The sequence below is a fragment of the Mesorhizobium sp. M1A.F.Ca.ET.072.01.1.1 genome (assembly GCF_004023325.1).
Taxonomy (GTDB): Bacteria; Pseudomonadota; Alphaproteobacteria; order Rhizobiales; family Rhizobiaceae; genus Mesorhizobium.
Map to the genome: position 1 here is coordinate 1 of NZ_RZSF01000164.1, position 14,714 is coordinate 14,714.

Consider the following 14,714-nt stretch of genomic DNA (forward strand, 5'->3'; position numbering starts at 1 on the left):
CTATGATGGGGCACGCATCCATAAGTGAAGCAGCGTCGCTAATTCCCGCGCGGTCTGGGTTTTGGTCCTGGAAGGCTTTCGCACGGATTTGCGGCCAATCTCGCGATTCGCGGATCTCTTAGCCAGACAGTCTTCTTTCTTCTTTCTAGAATCTCGTTGCGGCCCACATCGACGGCCGATTGGCCTTTCGCGGCAAGGGCATAGTCGGCTCGGTTCGTGCGATAGTCTTCCTTTTGGATGGACATCTTTTTCCTCCCGGTCCGCGGCTTCCCTCCACTAGCCTGGACGGAGAACACTAGCTGCCGATGCATGGCAGGAGTCTACAAATTGAGGATTGTATTAAAATGATACACTCCACCCGTTCGTCTCACGGGCGCCGCTCAGCATTACCCTGAACCGGCCCGTATGCCGCGCCTATTATCCTCGTCCTCGCTTTCGGGATGCTGTTCCGGACCGCATCATCTGCCTGCTCCTCAACGCACGCTTGGCAGCCTTGGTCATAGCCGTGGAAAGTCTTGTGCAGTTGCCGGGGCGGCAACAAGGCCGGGTTGTCCGTGGAAGGTGGTCTCGCCACAGCACCCGGCTCCCAGGCAGGCAGGCAGGGTGAGTTATGCTATATACGTCGCGTTCGTGGTCGGATACGAGCCGATGGATCAGGAAAGACTTCTGGCCGCAGTCCTCCTAGCTGATGTCGTGGGCAGCACGCCGCTCTATGAGCGCATCGGCGACGATGCCGCTCTGCAGCAGATCTCGGATTGCCTCGACGCGATACGCGAGATCGTCGCCCGGCACGGCGGTGACTTCATTTACTCGAAGGGCGATGACGTGCTCAGCCTGTTCGACAGTTCGGAGGCGGCGCTGAGGGCCGTCTTCCAAATCAGCAGCGAACTGACGAAAGGGCCGTTGCACGCCCGGATCGGATTGCATTTCGGGGCGGTCATTCGCGCGCGGGGCGCGGTATTCGGAGACGTTATCAATGTCACCGCAAGGTTGTCCACCACGGCCAACCCCGGGGAGGTGCTGATCAGCCAGAGCTTCTTCGAAGCCCTTTGTGCGGATAGCCGCAGTGCCTTGCGGCTCCTCGACAAAATGGCTTTCAAGGGAAAGCAAGAACTCTTCGATGTCTATACCCTGGGGAGCGAGGATCGGGCCCTTAGTACGCAGATCGTCAGCCGGGGCACCGTTATCGAGAGACGCTCCGCCCCGCCGCGGCAGATCAATCTGGTCATCCGCTATGGAGATCAGTTGCGATCCTGCCGAAACAACGAATTGGTGACGATCGGCCGATCCCCGGAATGCAACATCGTCATCCAGCGGCCCTGGGTCTCAAGGCACCACGCGACCTTCACCATTTCGAATGGCAAGGCGGTGCTTATCGAGCGAAGCTCGTCGGGCACATTTGTGTCGATGGGACCCGACCATGAGGTATTCGTGCGCCGCGAAGATATTCTTCTCTTCGGCTCCGGCGTCATCTCGCCTGGACGCAGATCGTCCCTCGACGACGCCGAAATCCTTTACTACGAAATTACCTCAGACTGGCCCGGCCCGGCTTGACCGTTGCCGCATGCTGCCGGATCCAGCGCCGCGCGCTTGCAGAATCGGAAGTTCATTCAATCAAAATGAAACAATGGCAATTGGCTCCCCGGGCCGGAGCCATTCCGTCAATATTGTTAGCCATATCGTACACTCTGCAACATCGCAGTCGCTTGAAAATAAAGGATTTGCTTGCGGGGCATAACCATTTCGTCTACTGCTAGCCACGTACCCAATAGCGGGGAAAAAGCGGGGAAAGACAATATGGGGAGCCATACTCGGAACATCCTGACGGTCAAGAAAATCGAAGCCAGTAAGGCGAAGAAGCTGCGCGATGGCGGCGGGCTCTGGCTCGTCACGAAGGGGAAGGCTAGGTACTGGATCTTCGACTTCAGGTTCGACGGCAAGCGGCGCGAACTAGGCTTGGGGCCGCTGCATCTGGTCGGGCTCGCCGAGGCGCGTCAGGCTGCCGAAGATGCGCGTGCGCTCGTGCGTAAAGGCATCGACCCAATCGAACACAAGCGCACCGTCGGGGTGATCGAGGCGGCGAAGGCTGCGGTCGCCAGCAAGACGTTTGGTGAGTATGCCGATGACTTCATTGATGCTGCCGTGAAGGCTGGGCGATGGCGAGGCGCCAAGACGGAGGCAGGATGGCGCAATACCATGACGAATCATGCCGCACCTCTTCGGCCTAAAGCAATCGATGCCATTGGAGTGCAAGACGTATTGTCTGTCATTCGTCCGCTGTGGGGCGAAAAGCAGGAGACGGCTGAAAAGCTGCGAGAGCGCGTCGAGCGTGTGCTTGATGCGGCCACGGTGGAAGGTTTGCGGGGCGGCGCGAATCCGGCCGCCTGGAGGGGCAATCTCGAGCACGTCCTTCACAAGCCGGATGCTCTAACCAGTGCAGGCAACCATCCTGCGCTGCCTTGGCGTCGATTGCCCGCTTTCATGAGCAGTTTGCGCGGCGTCGATGGCATGGGCGCTCGAGCGCTGGAGTTCACGATCGTGACGGCGGCTCGCAGCGGCGAGGTGAGGGGCGCAAGATGGGACGAGGTTGATCTTGGCTCTAAGATGTGGGTTGTCCCAGCCAGCAGGATGAAGTCCGGGAAAGAGCATCGTGTGGCGCTATCTGACGCCGCTGTTGAGTTGTTGAAGGCGACCCCACGTTTCGAAAACATCACTCTTGTCTTCCCTGCTTTGCGTGGTGGAGAGCTTTCCGACATGACGTTGGCCGCGGTCATAAAACGGATGGATGCAGATGAACGGAAGGCCGGGCGCGAAGGCTGGGTGGATCCCAAGCAACTGGACAAAGACGGCAAGCGCAAGGTCGCTACTGTTCATGGCATGAGATCGACATTCCGCGACTGGGCTGCCGAGGTATCTGATCATCCGCGCGAGTTAGCTGAAATGGCTTTGGCGCACGCCGTGGGCGATGCTGTCGAGCGAGCATACGCGCGCGGCGACGCGCTGGAGAAAAGGCATAAGATGGCAGATGATTGGGCTGCTTACTGCGGCAAGAAAAAGGCCGAAGAAAACGCTTGACATTTCAGAAACAGCTCAATCCTGCTTGACATAGAAGGCGAAAACGCCTATTGTGCATGACAGTAACGGCATTGCCGTTTGAGTCGCCAAATGGTCGTAGGCCTCGACGATACCGAGGCGGCGCAGAGCGTCGGACAACCTTCCCAGACAAAACAACGTCATAGCCACGCTCGGATTCCATTCCGCGCGACGAGGAGGATTCGTGAACGACAATTTCGAACTTGTTTCACTCAATCGGGCCGCGGAGATGACCAGCCTAAGCCGGTCAATGATCAATCGATATCGCTTTGAGGGACGCTTCCCCCAGGCTGTCCCCCTCGGCGAGAAGCGGGTGGCCTTCGTCGCTGCTGAAGTTCGCGCCTGGATCGCCGACCGCATAGCGGCAAGAGCGGCATAGGCTCGGCGAAATAGGTGGCTTACCTAAACACACACGCATTGCTTCAATCGCACCCGCCTCGCGGGAAGGAGATTCCTATGCCCTTGATTTCTCTCGACAATGGCGACACCCTCAACTCGCAGCAAGTTGTAAAGATGCTGGAGTGCCACGACGGTCGCCATCAATTTGGAATGTCGGATGGCAGTTTGCATGCCGGCTTCGTTGACGAGCCCGAGCGCGCCTTTTTCCCCATCGTGCCTGCTGTGCCGGGGTTTAAGACGATTGCGACCGACATTTTCAATGGCGTCCGCAGGTGGGATATCCGCTCCGTTGTTGCCTGGCAGATTTGCCCGGGTGGCAACTTTGCGCTGGCTGCTGGCCCATCCAACGAGGAAGGTTACGCTGCCTTGATCGAGCCGGATGGGGCTGTGGTCGATTGTGACGGCGACCGGTTCGACAGCCTTGAGGCCTTCCAGCAGTCGGTCGAGGAGGCGGATGCTGCGCACCGGAAGGCTGCTTAGTCCCGCCGACCACGATGTAAGGTGGCCCCACCTAACCCCTCAGGCGCGAGAACTTCCGAATGACTGCACCCGCGCCTGATTGGGCGATCGGCCAATATGTTTCACATCAAAAATTCGGCGTCGGATCGGTAGTCGATAGAGATGGCGACAAGCTGACAATTGCGTTCGAGCGAGCTGGCGAAAAGCGGGTGATGGCGAGTTTCGTCACGGCCGCCGAACCGCAGGCCGCCGCAAATGACAACAAGCCAGCAGAGAAGCCGGCCGACCTGAATATCTTTGCCTGGCGGGCTTCCCGCTTTGTCGGGGAGCCCGAGCCAACCGAGTATCTCGTCAGCGGTGTTGTCGAGTCCGGAATACCCGGAATGATTGCGGCACAAGGCGAGGTCGGCAAGTCGTTCACGTTGCTCGAGCTTAGCCGACGCGTTGCGTTTGGAAAGGTCGGAACAATCCCGCCCCCACCGATCCTCGGTGGGCAGGTAGTGCAAGAGGGGACCGCTCTCTTACTGAGCGGCGAAGACGACGTTCGCGCCATGCACAGACGGCTGGCTGCTATCGATCCAAAGGGCGCCAGGCTCGCGGAGAAAGGAGACAAGCTGATTGCCATTCCGTTGCCGTCTGCGGTCAAAGCCATTCAGCCATTCTGGCGAGTTGTGAGAGGCGAACTGGTTGAGACCGCAGCGTGGCGGCAATTCTGCGACAGCTTGGACAAGATTTCGGACCTGCGACTGGTCACGATTGACCCTCTGCAGTTGTTCGCGGCAGTTCCGTTGAACGAGGATCCGGCCGCCGGCCAGTTCGTGTGCGGATCGATCGCATCTCTTGCAGCGCATACCGGCGCAAACGTGTTCTTCGCGCATCACATGGCCAAGCGGGCGAAGGAGATTGCAACACTCGCGGACGCTCGCGATGCGATCCGAGGCACCAGCGCATTGGTCGACGGAGTACGGCTTGTCTATGCGCTTTGGTACGGCGAGCCGGATAAGGCAAAGAAGATCTGCAAGACACTCGGCGTTACCTATGAGCCGAACCGCGTTGCGCACGGAGGCGTGGCGAAAGCAAACGGCGCTGCCCGCCGCATCTTGTCGACGTACGCTCGCGCCGACAACGGGCTGCTGATCGACCGGACCGCCAATCTGGGTGCAACGCTGCCCGAGCAGGGCGACTTGCGAGCCGCACTGGTCATTGCAGTCGAAGGTGCCGCAGCTGACGGCAAGCCGTTCACAAAGACCGGCGTTGGCGGGCTGTACGAACTTCGCGAGCGCTTGCCAGAGGAATTGCAGGTGCTGTCCAAGTCGCGGCTTGGCGCCCTCTGCGAAGAAGCCCTGCAGCGCGGTGAAATCGTCCGGGCGAATGCCAAGGGCGAAAAGGTCGCGAAGTGGCTGGACGTGCCCACCGGCATGTTCGCCATTGGTCTTGGAAATTTCGGTGTTGGAGCGATGCGATGAACCCGTTCCCGGTTTCGGCGGGAATGCATCGTTCCCGCAGGAACGGGAATGCTAAGTGGTTGATTTTATACGATTTCCCATTTCCCATTCCCGACGTTCCCAACGAAATCGGGAACTGGTTAAGCTATTGAATTTATTACCGTTCCCGCGTTCCCGGTAATAACCCCTCTTACAGAGGGGGATGCGTCGGGAACGCATTCCCCAGAGTCGAGAGTAATAGCTAGCAACCCAAAAACTCCCCTGAATTCAGGAATACCAATGCATCAGGCAATCCGTGTGGGCCAGGTCAGCGAGGCCATGGTTCACGATCCTTACAGCGCCGCAAACGACAATCTCGCCGAGCTTCAGCAGACGAAGACGACACCAATGCCGGCGACCGCCATTCTCGGGTGGCTCACGTCCAACGACTACATCAACGGTGACGAACGCGACGCGGGTGAGCATCTGATTAAGATGGCGTCGATCACGCGTTCGAAGCTGACCAGCCCCGTGGTTCGCTATTCAGCCCGGACTGCTGACGGGAGATGGCGCCAAGTCGAGGTTCAGCGGCACACGGTGCGACCGGCCCTCGATGGCTGCATCAGCGCGATCCGATATGAACCGCGGCGCAAGGCGACCGTGCAGGCGTTTGTGGTCGACGAGGCCAACATCGACATGGACAATCCCCATCGTGTTGCACAAGGCTTGGCAGATGTCGCTCGCCACCTGTGGGGTACCAAACGCACCGCCGCGACACCCATTGTAGTAGCGAGCGACAATGAGCCAGAGGATGACACTCCCGTGGCAGAGCCCACGATTAGGGTCTCTGACAACTTCAAGCGCCTGCACTCGACAGGCTCGTTGGACAAGGATCCAGAGACGAACGATATCTTGCATGCCAGCGGAATGCGGTACGCTCAGGACCACCACGAAGCGTCGATCTCGCCGTTGGCAGCGATTGACTACAGCCGCACCAAAGTTGATGGTGGTCGGGCGGATGGCATCTCTGAGACCCTGGTCCGAGCACGAGACCGTTACCGCGCGTCTCGTGAGCTGCTGACTGCATACTACGCTGATGCCGTGGAGATGGTGGTCGTGGACGGCCTCTCATTGGGTGAGGTCGGGTTGAAAATCTCGGCCTACAAGAACAAGGATCTCGCTGGCGCCTGCGCGAAAGAGCGCCTCATTGGCGGATTGCGCATGTTGGCGAAGGCCTACGGGCTGCTGAGAACATGACCGACTTCGACTTTTCGCACATCCGACCAAAAGGCGGGGAGTCCCTTTCGGACTACTTCACCCGGGTGGTCGACGAATGGGCCTGCTCTGAGAGAGGCGGAGGCCTTGCAAGAATCCGGTACGCCTTGCACCTGATGCAGGGCATGGCAGAAGAGAACGGCTCTATCGAAGCAAATCGGCTTGCAGCCGAGAGACGGACAAAAGACCTCGGGTCGGCGAGGTCGCGGATTGCCGAGCTTGAGACGCAACTTCGCCATAGCGTCTCAAAAGTTGAAGCCGAGGAAGGACGCCGAAAGGCGGCGTTCGGAATGCGCGAGCGGGCGGCAAGTGAAATGGAGAGCCCGCGGGGCGTGCCTTGCGAGGCGAGCGAAGCGATCCGAGCGCTACCGTTGCCACGATCACTGTGGACTGAGACGAGGCGGCCGGGTGATGTTCTGAATTAGCTGAGTTTCCAATACACTCTGCCGGCAGATTCGATATGTGGGCACGGCGGAGTGGAAGCGCAGCATGGCCATACCAGAGCAATTTAGAATCCCTGACATGGAGGACATCGAGAGGCACTTCCAAAAGGTTGGCGTTGAGGGGCTCGCAACCCTGGACGACGATGCCACTCTGCGCATCGGCCGGTTTGTTGCGAGCTATAGCTTTATCGAACTGAATCTCCGCAGATCAGTTGAGTTTCTTCATCGTGCCGGCTTGTTGCCGGAAACTTACCAGAAGAGACCGATACTGAAGCTTCCGACCCACGCCCTTGTATCCGCCGTAAAGGACGCTGTGCTTGGCATGGATCCAAAAAAGGAAGATATCAAACGCACATCAGCTTCATTGGACGAAATCGAATACCGCCGCTCCATCAGAAACCTATTTGCCCATTTCGCGCCAACTTTGATGGAGGGGAAAGATGCGATTGTGTTTCTTACCAGGAGCGAGACGGACGCGCTTCAGGCGCTGGGGCAGCCCTTAGGGGAGGATGGTATTTGTTATGCCATCCTGCGAAGGAGTGACCTAATTGGGATCGAAAAACATATCCGGCATTATGAGCAATGGATCGCAGAAAAAGCGTCCGAATGGTGGAAGAGATATCTCGCCTGAGGGGGGGGCTACCATGGTGACCCCGGTGTGATTTGCTACGATAGATCATGATCGAATTTTGCGGGTGGCGGAAACGCTGCCCGTTTTTCGTTTTCGATGCGCCCAACTCTTGTGGCGATCGACCCGCCGCAAGCGATTAGCGGCGGGAACAATCATTGCCGCCAGGCGCCTCCTGAACGGGCGACGGCGGCGATGCGGCGGGTTGAGCAAAGCTAGGCAACTAGCGTGTGTGCAACGCACGGGCTCCCCGCCGCTACCAACCGATTCCGTTTATTATCAAGTCTTATCGTTGCTCCAAGATCGATCCCCGTCCCACTTCTCAAAAGGATCGATGCCGCTAGACTTCCAGTGGGCAACGATGTGCCTCAAAAGTTCATAAGGGCCTTCACTTCGAAACTCGAACGTCGTGTCAATATCTGGTGTCCTGACAGATTCCCAGAGGTGTCCTGCCAAGGCTGAATTGGCGATCGTCGACGCTCTCTCGCGAGCCCCCTCACTGTCGTGACTAAATTGACCGACGTATAATGCCAGCGTCGTCACCAGACTATGAGCGGCACCGAATGGTACGAACCGAAGATAGTCTAGCTCAAGTCCAACTCGTGCCTTTCGGTTGTCTGCGAATTCTTCCGGATGAAAGATCCAATCGGAACCACCAACAGTGACCTGGATAGTCCCCATTTGGCACGCATTGTAAAAGACACGGTACCGTCTCCCGACTTCTGGACCATCGAAGCTGCGGACATCGGTGTCGTTGATTTCTTCGATGGCCCACCCTTCAGAAAGATGCTGGTTGAGCACAGCTCCAAACCATCTGAAGTCATCGAAAAGGACCTCGTGCGCGGCGGTAATGAATGATCTGACCGCTCCTCCTTCGATGAGTGATTTTGGCTGATCGTGCTTCGGCTTATGGCGTTCACCTTCCAGGATGGCCAGCCTTATGGCGCTGAAGTCCTTGTGTATGACGCGCTCTTCTAGTGCGCCTATGCGCGTGTCGAACTGAAAACTGCCGACAGTCATCCACGCGATTAGGACGGCAAGAAGGATAGTTTGATCGGACACGTCGTATGCGTGCTTCGCCGCGTATCCAATCAGTGCTACGACAATGACGGTCCCCCAAAGGGCAATTTTCTTAATGATGCTCTTCATCTAGCCCTTATCTTTTTTGGTCGGCTTCGGATCCGGCTTCGGACGTTCAGGCTTGCGAACTGACGCCTTTTCTGAATTCCCAGATCTATTGCCTGGGAAGCCGCCGTCGCTTTTTTTACCAGTTTCTGTTTTTCTAGGTTGAAAGTAGAACTCATGGTGCATCTGCATGGTGGATGATTCCCTTGCCCTGAAGCTTCGGCCAGCTAGCGAAGACACTCTAAAGGAATTGATCCGTCAAGCCGAAGCTCACCTAGACACACAGTTGACTGCAGCAATAGCCGCCGATCAGCGGGCGTATACATTTGCCGGCCTAGCCGCCGCCTCAGGCATCGTCCTTGTTGGCGGTGCGTACAGTCTTGCGACGTCCTCGCAGCCGAATGTTCTGCTTGCCAGTGTCGCTACTGCTGTCGCCGCAACACTGGTAGGCTGTGCATGGAGCGCTGTTCACTCTGCAAGATCGATTGACTTCGGGTATTCCGGTAGCCAACCAGCTGATTGGGACGAGGACGTTGCTTGTTCGAAGCCATGGGCACACTCGCTCGCAGAGAAGTGCGAACACTACAACGACTTGATCGATGCGAATCGCAAGGCGATGAACGCAAATAGTCAGCTTTTTAACAGCGCCACGGAATTGGCTCTGAAGTCCCTGCTTCTTGGTGGCGTTGCATTCACCGCATGGTTGGTGAATGCCTTCACTTTTTAACCTTTGCTCTTTGCCGGATCGGCGCCGTAGGTGCGTTCTTCGCGGATCTGACCATTTGACTTATGCAATACCGCCTGGCCAAGACCACCAGCGTTCTGCGCTGCATGGCCCGCCTTGATAGCGGCAGCCTCGGACGCCTTCTGCGTTTCGTGTGTTGAGATGGTCTTGCCGCTTTGGGTCACCTTCCAGCCGTCTTTGGTCGGCGACGAGTGAAATACGCTGCGCTTAGCCACTTGAATCATCTCCCCAAGAGAACCGGGGAAACTATACCAGACCGAGTCAGTTGAAATCCAGTGCGCAGCAATAGCCGCTCATCACAAGCCACAGAATATCGTCGCCTCTACGCCACCGCGCAATGGAAGCGACTGCGACTGGCCAAGCTTGCGCAGGAACCCCTGTGCGAATGGTGCTTAGAGCGCGAAATAGTCGAGCCGGCGACTGAGGTGCACCACGCGGACGGCGGACACAAAGGCGACGTCGTGAAGTTCTGGACCGGCCCATTCGTCAGCACTTGCAAGCCTTGCCACGCAAGCCGCGGCCAGCGCGAGGACCTTGGTCAGACCGTGATCCGGTTCGGGCCAGACGGCTGGCCGTTGTAGGTCGATTGGCCGCCGATCGCATCAGTGTTGCATATCGGCAACATTGTGCAGTGCGGCAGGGAGGGGTGTCGCAGCCCTGTCGGCCATCGGACCGTACAACCGGTGCATCCCCCGTTCTGCACACGTCCACGATTGAGAATATGACCCTGAGGGACTCATGGCCAGGCCCAGAACGCCTCGCGCCAAGGCGGCGGTAGAGGCCAGCGACAACAAGAATCCGCAGCGATTCAAGGGGCGCAAAGAGCCGAAGGCCAACGGCGCGCTCGGCGCGCCTCCGAAATGGATCGCTGACACTGACACCATCAAAGCGAAGTCGGCCTGGCAGCTTTTTCACAAGGAACTGCCGTGGCTGAACGAGTCGCACCGCATGCTGGTCGGCATAGCTGCCAACATTCAGGGCCGCATCATGGCGGGGCAGGAGGGAGGCGTCCAGGCGATGAACCTGCTCCGCCAGATGCTTGGCCAGATGGGCGCGACGCCGGCCGACGCGACGAAGATCACGGTGGCTGATGACGACGAGGAAACGGACGACCTGCTCGACTAAGGTTGGCCCGGCGCTCGCGCGTGCAAACGCCTACGCCGAAGCTGTTCTTGCTGGCACCATCATAGCCGGCCCGCATGTGCGGAATGCCTGTCGGCGACACTTCGATGACATGGCCAAGGGCGCGGAACGCGGGCTGTGGTTCGATGATGACGCCGCGGTGAGGGTGTTTCGTTTCTTTGAGGAACGGTTGAAGCTCTCGGAAGGCCAGTTCGAAGGCAAGCCGTTCGCGCTGCATTCGTCGCAGGCCTTCAAGCTCGGTTCGATATTTGGATGGAAGAGGGCGGACGGCACGCGCCGTTTCAGGCGCGCCTACATTGAGGAAGGCAAAGGCAACGGCAAGTCGCCGTTCGCCGGCGGCGTCGGACTCTACGGTCTGATGGCCGACGATGAAGCTGGTGCTCAGATTTATGCTGCGGCGGCGAAGAAAGAGCAGGCGGCCATCCTATTTCAAGACGCCGTGAAGATGGTTCGCGCCGCCCCCGCATTGGAGAGGCGGCTGAAGTTTAGTGGCGGCCTCGGTCGCGAGTTCAATATCGCGCATCATCGTTCCGGGTCATTCTTCCGACCGATTTCAAAGGACAGTGGCAAATCAGGTTCTGGTCCGCGACCGCACTTCGCTCTGGCAGACGAGGTGCACGAGCATCCCGACCGCTCGACGATGGAAATGCTGGAGCGCGGGTTCAAATTCCGGCGCCAGCCACTCCTGCTGATGATCACAAACAGCGGCAGCGATCGAAACACGGTCTGCTTTGAGGAGCACGAGCACGCTGTGCGGGTTGCGGCAGGTACGCGCGAGCCCGATGACGACTTCACGTATGTCGGCGAGGTGCTCGACGACACGACATTCGCTTACGTGTGCGCGCTCGACAAAGACGACGATCCGCTCGAGGATCCGGCGTGCTGGGTGAAAGCGAATCCGCTTCTCGGCACGATCCTGACCGACGACTACCTGGCCGGCGTTGTTGCGCAAGCTAAGCAGATACCAGGCAAGCTGAACGGCATCCTGCGTCTGCATTTCTGCCGGTGGACCGACGCCGACAAAGCGTGGATGCCGCGGTCGACGGTCGAGAGCGTCATGGCCGACTTCGACCCGGAGAGTGAGCATGCTGAGGCGGCGCTTTTCTTGGGTGCCGACCTTTCGGCAAGCAAGGACCTAACGGTTCTGGCCTGTGTTGTGCCGACCGGTTTCAAGGATATGTCTCGCGACGACGGCACGGTTGTTAGTCTGCCGACGTTCGACGCTTGGGTCGAAGCCTGGACACCTGGCGACACGCTCAAGGCTCGAGCGCTGGCCGACAAGCAGCCGTATGACTTGTGGGTGGAAGATGGCTGGCTGAATGCGCCGCCAGGGCCGCGCATTCGCTACGATTTCGTCGCTGCACGTGTGCAGCAGTTGGACCAACTCTTCGATATCCAAGCAATCGCTTACGACAAGTACGCGTACGCCAAATTTCGTGAGGAAGTCGAGGCGCTGGGTGTGGACGTCGAGCACGTTGCTCACCCCCAAGGCGGCAAGGTGCGAGCCAGGCCGAGCGAAGCGAAAGTTGAAGCCGCGAAGGCGGCTGGCGAACCAACGCCACAAGGGCTGTGGATGCCGGGCTCGGTGTCGGCGCTGGAAGACATGATCATCGACGGGCGTATTCGGCTGCGCCGAAGTCCGGTGCTGATGACTGCGCTCATGGGCGCTGCGTTCGATCACGACCCTCAGGGCAACCGATGGTTCGTGAAACAGAAGGCTTCGGTGCGCATCGACGCTGCCGTGGCTCTCTGCATCGCGATCGGCGCCGCGGTGGACGGCGCGACTGAGCATCTGCTACCGGCTTCGCCTTGGGATGACCCAGCTTTTTCATTGATGGAGGCCGCATGAGATGGCCGTTTCCCCGTGAAAAGCGGGTAACGATCGAAAATCCGACCGTACCAGTAAGTAGCGACAATTTCCTCGCGTTCTTCGGGGTGCAGTCGGCAAATCTGCCGCATGTTACGATCGACAGCGCGCTCTCGGTGCCGGCCGTGTGGGCTGCAGTGGCGTTCCTCTCGCGTACATTGGCGGCATTGCCGCGACACGCTTACCGCTCGACCAAAGAAGGCCCTAAGCGGCTCTCTGGTAAGCTCGAGACGGTTGTCCACGACGCGCCGAACGAGGAAACAAACGCCTTCAAGTTCTGGCAGTATTTCTGGCAGCAGGTCTTCACAGGTGGCCGCGGCCTGGCCTGGATCGAGCGCACGCCGCAAGGCGTGGAAGCCCTGTGGCAGATGGACCCGACCAAGACCTCAGTGAGGCGGTCGGGCGGCAGGACGTTTTACAAATTCTCTGGAATCGCCAAGGAGTACGACTCCTCCGACGTCATCGATGTGCCATTCATGCTGAAAGCTGACGGGCTGTGCCATTACGGCCCGATAGCCATGGCCGCGAAGGCCATTCAGCTTGCCATCGCGATGAATGATTACGGCAGCAACTTTTTTGCCGGTGGCGGCGTGCCGCCGTTGGCGCTGACTGGCCCGTTGCCGGCCGGCGCCGATGCGATGAAGCGTGCGCAGGCAGACATCAAAAGATCGGTCGATGCCGCGAAGAACGCCAACGAACCGGTCTTCCCGATACCGGCCGGCTATACGCTAAATCCGGTCGGATTGGACCCTGCTAAAGGCCAAATGATCGAAGCGCGGCGATTCCAAGTGGAAGAAATCGCGCGGGCTTTCCAGTTGCCGCCTGTTTTTCTGCAGGACTTGACCAGGGCAACATTCACGAATGCCGAGCAGCAGGATCTTCACCTCGTGAAGCACCTCGTCGGCCAGTGGGCAGAGGCGCTCGAGGGCGAATTGAACCTCAAGCTGTTCGGCCGCAACAACAATGGCCGATACGTGGAGCACACCCTCGATGGCATATTGCGCGGTGACTTTGTGTCTCGCATGACCGGCTATGGCCAGGCCATCCAGAACGGCATCCGCACTCCGGACGAGGTTCGTGCGCTTGAAAACCTTCCCGCGAAGGGCGGCGCGGCCGATAGGCTCTACATTCAGGGCGCCACCGTGCCGCTTGGCACGGAGCCGGCCGCACAGCCAGCCAACGACAACGCCGAACACCCCGACGAGGCTGAAGCCGCATGACAGACATTGAAAAGCGGAGCGGCCAGCTTGGCGTGGAGTTTCGCGAGGCCGATGGCAAGCGTACCCTGGTAGGATACGCTGTCGTGTGGGACAGCGACACAACGATCGCCGACTATTTCGTCGAGCGTATTGCGCCAGGTGCATTCACGAAGGCGCTGCGCGGCGACATCCTGGCTCTGTATGACCACGATATGGGCCGCGTTCTTGGCCGCACGCGGTCGAAGACACTGCGCCTGAGCGAAGACAGTCACGGCCTCAAGGTCGAAATTGATGTTCCCGACACGAGCGATGGTAACGACCTGTGGGTGCTGGTTGGCCGCGGCGACGTAAGCGGCATGAGCTTCGCGTTCCGTGCGACCAAACAGGAGTGGGACGAGTCAGGTGACATGCCGACGCGCACGGTGATTGAAGCCGAGTTGTTCGAAGTCACCGCAACAGCAAATCCGGCCTATCCCGACACTACGCTTGCGGCTCGATCGCTGGAAAAAGCGCGCGAGGATGCTGGCAAGACCAAGAAGTTGGCCGATGCCGCGGCGGCCAGGCGCCGCGTCGCGGAGCGTGAGGCGCGGCAAGAACAGAGAATTCGAGGCATTCAGCCGTCCGATGGACGGCAGGCGGACGCTTCGTAGCACCCCGCAAGCGCGGGAGGGCGGATAGTCCGCCAATCAACCATGAACGGCTCGTTGGCCTCGCTCACCGCGAGGGTGGGCCTCTATTGCTTATAGGTTAGAAATGTCCCTCAAGGATTTGAACGAAAAGCGCGAACGTCTCGTCGCACAGGCGCGCGAGGCGCTTGACGAAATCAAGAAGAATACGGACGACGCTCGTGCCGCCGAACTCGACAAGCGACACGACGACATCATGGCCGAGTTCGACCGGGTGGAGGCCACGAT

At 59.0% G+C, this 14,714-nt stretch carries 15 protein-coding genes; 13 read left to right on the forward strand and 2 right to left on the reverse strand.

What is annotated here, in order from left to right:
• The first annotated feature begins 648 nt into the window (after positions 1 to 648).
• The 8 genes from EOA32_RS21370 to EOA32_RS21405 all read left to right on the forward strand — a co-directional run bounded on the left by EOA32_RS21370 (position 649) and on the right by EOA32_RS21405 (position 7,724).
• Positions 649 to 1,554 (forward strand): FHA domain-containing protein, encoded by a 906-nt coding sequence (locus tag EOA32_RS21370; RefSeq protein WP_066999928.1) that lies wholly within the window; start codon positions 649 to 651, stop codon positions 1,552 to 1,554.
• A gap of 243 nt (positions 1,555 to 1,797) precedes the next feature.
• Positions 1,798 to 3,075, forward strand: a complete 1,278-nt coding sequence (locus EOA32_RS21375; RefSeq protein WP_128372816.1) for a site-specific integrase — start codon at positions 1,798 to 1,800, stop codon at positions 3,073 to 3,075.
• Between the two features lie 202 nt (positions 3,076 to 3,277).
• Positions 3,278 to 3,472 carry an AlpA family phage regulatory protein gene (locus tag EOA32_RS21380; RefSeq protein WP_245499349.1) on the forward strand — a complete coding sequence of 65 codons (195 nt, stop codon included), beginning with the start codon at positions 3,278 to 3,280 and terminating at the stop codon, positions 3,470 to 3,472.
• Between the two features lie 77 nt (positions 3,473 to 3,549).
• Positions 3,550 to 3,972, forward strand: coding sequence for a hypothetical protein (locus EOA32_RS21385; protein WP_128372817.1), 423 nt, complete (start codon positions 3,550 to 3,552; stop codon positions 3,970 to 3,972).
• 59 nt (positions 3,973 to 4,031) lie between these two features.
• Positions 4,032 to 5,417: an AAA family ATPase gene (locus EOA32_RS21390; protein WP_128372818.1), complete on the forward strand. Its 1,386-nt coding sequence runs from the start codon at positions 4,032 to 4,034 to the stop codon at positions 5,415 to 5,417.
• A 258-nt stretch (positions 5,418 to 5,675) separates the two neighbouring features.
• A complete protein-coding gene (locus EOA32_RS21395) occupies positions 5,676 to 6,632 on the forward strand; it encodes a hypothetical protein (protein WP_128372819.1) in 957 nt (318 codons plus the stop codon).
• Positions 6,629 to 7,075: a hypothetical protein gene (locus tag EOA32_RS21400; RefSeq protein WP_128372820.1), complete on the forward strand. Its 447-nt coding sequence runs from the start codon at positions 6,629 to 6,631 to the stop codon at positions 7,073 to 7,075. Before EOA32_RS21395 ends, EOA32_RS21400 begins: the two co-directional genes overlap by 4 nt.
• A gap of 64 nt (positions 7,076 to 7,139) precedes the next feature.
• Positions 7,140 to 7,724, forward strand: a complete 585-nt coding sequence (locus EOA32_RS21405; RefSeq protein WP_128372821.1) for a hypothetical protein — start codon at positions 7,140 to 7,142, stop codon at positions 7,722 to 7,724.
• A 276-nt stretch (positions 7,725 to 8,000) separates the two neighbouring features.
• Here the strand turns inward: EOA32_RS21405 and EOA32_RS21410 are convergent, their stop codons facing one another.
• On the reverse strand, positions 8,001 to 8,870 hold the full coding sequence (locus EOA32_RS21410) for a hypothetical protein (RefSeq protein ID WP_128372822.1): 870 nt from the start codon (positions 8,868 to 8,870) through the stop codon (positions 8,001 to 8,003).
• Positions 8,871 to 9,036: 166 nt separating this feature from the next.
• Here EOA32_RS21410 and EOA32_RS21415 point away from each other — a divergent pair, with 166 nt between their 5' ends.
• Entirely contained in the window at positions 9,037 to 9,573 is a 537-nt protein-coding gene (locus EOA32_RS21415; RefSeq protein ID WP_128372823.1) for a hypothetical protein, read from the forward strand.
• Here the strand turns inward: EOA32_RS21415 and EOA32_RS21420 are convergent.
• Positions 9,570 to 9,806, reverse strand: coding sequence for a DUF2188 domain-containing protein (locus EOA32_RS21420; protein WP_128372824.1), 237 nt, complete (start codon positions 9,804 to 9,806; stop codon positions 9,570 to 9,572). The two genes, EOA32_RS21415 and EOA32_RS21420, sit on opposite strands and share 4 nt — an antisense overlap.
• Before the next feature lie 523 nt (positions 9,807 to 10,329).
• Between EOA32_RS21420 and EOA32_RS21430 the strand changes: the two genes are divergently transcribed.
• The 4 genes from EOA32_RS21430 (at position 10,330) to EOA32_RS21445 (ending at position 14,450) form a co-directional block, all read left to right on the forward strand.
• Positions 10,330 to 10,716, forward strand: coding sequence for a hypothetical protein (locus EOA32_RS21430; protein WP_128372826.1), 387 nt, complete (start codon positions 10,330 to 10,332; stop codon positions 10,714 to 10,716).
• Between the two features lie 109 nt (positions 10,717 to 10,825).
• Positions 10,826 to 12,583 carry a terminase large subunit gene (locus tag EOA32_RS21435; RefSeq protein WP_245499350.1) on the forward strand — a complete coding sequence of 586 codons (1,758 nt, stop codon included), beginning with the start codon at positions 10,826 to 10,828 and terminating at the stop codon, positions 12,581 to 12,583.
• A complete protein-coding gene (locus tag EOA32_RS21440; protein WP_128372828.1) occupies positions 12,580 to 13,821 on the forward strand; it encodes a phage portal protein in 1,242 nt (413 codons plus the stop codon). The genes EOA32_RS21435 and EOA32_RS21440 overlap by 4 nt, the downstream gene beginning before the upstream one ends.
• On the forward strand, positions 13,818 to 14,450 hold the full coding sequence (locus EOA32_RS21445) for an HK97 family phage prohead protease (protein ID WP_128372829.1): 633 nt from the start codon (positions 13,818 to 13,820) through the stop codon (positions 14,448 to 14,450). Before EOA32_RS21440 ends, EOA32_RS21445 begins: the two co-directional genes overlap by 4 nt.
• Positions 14,451 to 14,714 lie beyond the last annotated feature (264 nt).